The sequence below is a fragment of the Vreelandella populi genome (genome assembly GCF_003989825.1).
In the GTDB taxonomy this organism is placed as follows: domain Bacteria; phylum Pseudomonadota; class Gammaproteobacteria; order Pseudomonadales; family Halomonadaceae; genus Vreelandella; species Vreelandella populi.
On the sequence record NZ_RZHE01000001.1, the window covers coordinates 1 to 2,936 of the forward strand.

The 2,936-nt window shown below is 54.5% G+C and carries 1 rRNA gene; it reads right to left on the reverse strand.

Annotation, left to right across the window (positions count from 1 at the left end):
* Nucleotides 1-23: 23 nt before the first annotated feature.
* A 23S ribosomal RNA gene (locus tag ELY25_RS00005) occupies nucleotides 24-2,914 on the reverse strand.
* Nucleotides 2,915-2,936: the final 22 nt, after the last annotated feature.

Below are 2,936 nucleotides of genomic sequence, written 5' to 3' on the forward strand. Positions count from 1 at the left end.
CGACCAGACCCCTTGGGTGTTATAGGGTCAAGCCTCACGGGCCATTAGTACACGTTAGCTCAACACCTTGCAGTGCGTCCACACCGTGCCTATCAACCAGCTGGTCTCGCTGGGCCCTTCAGGAGGCTCTAGGCCTCAGGGATGTCTCATCTTGAAGGGGGCTTCCCGCTTAGATGCTTTCAGCGGTTATCCCGTCCGACCATAGCTACCCGGCAATGCCACTGGCGTGACAACCGGAACACCAGAGGGTCGTCCACTCCGGTCCTCTCGTACTAGGAGCAGCTCTTCTCAAACATCCAACGCCCACGGCAGATAGGGACCGAACTGTCTCACGACGTTCTAAACCCAGCTCGCGTACCACTTTAAATGGCGAACAGCCATACCCTTGGGACCGACTTCAGCCCCAGGATGTGATGAGCCGACATCGAGGTGCCAAACACCGCCGTCGATGTGAACTCTTGGGCGGTATCAGCCTGTTATCCCCGGAGTACCTTTTATCCGTTGAGCGATGGCCCTTCCATACAGAACCACCGGATCACTAGAACCTGCTTTCGCACCTGCTCGACGTGTCTGTCTCGCAGTCAAGCACCCTTATGCTCTTGCACTCACTGCACGATGTCCGACCGTGCTGAGGGTACCTTCGTGCTCCTCCGTTACTCTTTGGGAGGAGACCGCCCCAGTCAAACTACCCACCACACACTGTCCTCGATCCGGATAACGGACCTGAGTGAGAACGCCAATGATGCCAGGCTGGTATTTCAAGGTTGGCTCCCCTCGAACTGGCGTCCGAGGTTCAAAGCCTCCCAGCTATCCTACACAGGCAACATCAGCGTCCAGTGTGAAGCTATAGTAAAGGTTCACGGGGTCTTTCCGTCTAGCCGCGGGTACACCGCATCTTCACGGCGATTTCAATTTCACTGAGTCTCGGGTGGAGACAGCGTGGCCATCATTACGCCATTCGTGCAGGTCGGAACTTACCCGACAAGGAATTTCGCTACCTTAGGACCGTTATAGTTACGGCCGCCGTTTACCGGGGCTTCAATCAAGAGCTTCGGACGAATCCTAACACCATCATTTAACCTTCCGGCACCGGGCAGGCGTCACACCCTATACGTCCGCTTGCGCGTTAGCAGAGTGCTGTGTTTTTACTAAACAGTTGCAGCCACCTGGTATCTTCGACCGGTTCGCGCTAGGGAAGCAAGTTCCTTTACGCTACGCCGGCGTGCCTTCTCCCGAAGTTACGGCACCATTTTGCCTAGTTCCTTCACCCGAGTTCTCTCAAGCGCCTTGGGATTCTCACCCTGACCACCTGTGTCGGTTTGGGGTACGGTCGCACATAATCTGAAGCTTAGAGGCTTTTCCTGGAAGCGTGGCATCAATGACTTCCTGACCGTGGTCAGTTCGTCTCGTCTCTCGGCCTTGAAGCGTCCCGGATTTACCTAAGACGCAAGCCTACTGACTTTCACCAGGACAACCAACGCCTGGCTCACCTAGCCTTCTCCGTCCCCCCATCGCAATTATGTCCGGTACGGGAATATTAGCCCGTTTCCCATCGACTACGCGTTTCCGCCTCGCCTTAGGGGCCGACTCACTCTGCTCTGATTAGCATCGAACAGAAAACCTTGGTCTTCCGGCGAGGGAGTTTTTCACTCCCTTTATCGTTACTCATGTCAGCATTCGCACTCGTGATACCTCCAGCAGACTTCTCAATCCACCTTCATCGGCTTACACGACGCTCCTCTACCGCTCATCCATAGGATGAACCCGTAGCTTCGGTACCTGGTTTAGCCCCGTTACATCTTCCGCGCAGGCCGACTCGACTAGTGAGCTATTACGCTTTCTTTAAAGGATGGCTGCTTCTAAGCCAACCTCCTAGCTGTCTGAGCCTTCCCACATCGTTTCCCACTTAACCAGGATTTCGGGACCTTAGCTGACGGTCTGGGTTGTTTCCCTTTTCACGACGGACGTTAGCACCCGCCGTGTGTCTCCCACGCGCTACTCACCGGTATTCGGAGTTTGCCTCGGGTTGGTAAGTCGGGATGACCCCCTAGCCGAAACAGTGCTCTACCCCCGGCGGTACTACGTGAGGCGCTACCTAAATAGCTTTCGAGGAGAACCAGCTATCTCCGAGCTTGATTAGCCTTTCACTCCGATCCACAAGTCATCCAAATCTTTTTCAACAGATCCTGGTTCGGGCCTCCAGTTGATGTTACTCAACCTTCACCCTGCTCATGGATAGATCGCTCGGTTTCGGGTCTATATCCAGCGACTGTGTCGCCCAGTTAAGACTCGGTTTCCCTACGGCTCCCCTAAACGGTTAACCTCGCCACTGAATATAAGTCGCTGACCCATTATACAAAAGGTACGCAGTCACAGAACAAGTCTGCTCCTACTGCTTGTACGCACACGGTTTCAGGATCTATTTCACTCCCCTCTCCGGGGTTCTTTTCGCCTTTCCCTCACGGTACTGGTTCACTATCGGTCAGCCAGGAGTATTTAGCCTTGGAGGATGGTCCCCCCGTCTTCAGTCAAGGTTTCTCGTGCCCCGACCTACTCGATTTCACATGATCAGATTTTCGACTACGGGGCTATCACCCGCTACGGCCAGGCTTCCCAACCTGTTCGTCTAATCAGTCACATGCTTAAGGGCTGGTCCCCGTTCGCTCGCCGCTACTAGGGGAATCTCGGTTGATTTCTTTTCCTCAGGGTACTTAGATGTTTCAGTTCCCCTGGTTCGCCTCGTACCCCTATGTATTCAGGGCACGATACTGACCTTATGGTCAGTGGGTTTCCCCATTCAGAGATGTCCGGGTCACAGGTTGTTGCCACCTCACCGAACCTTATCGCAGGCTACCACGTCTTTCATCGCCTCTGGCTGCCTAGGCATCCACCGTGTGCGCTTCATTGCTTGACCCTATAACCCGAAGGAGTCTGGA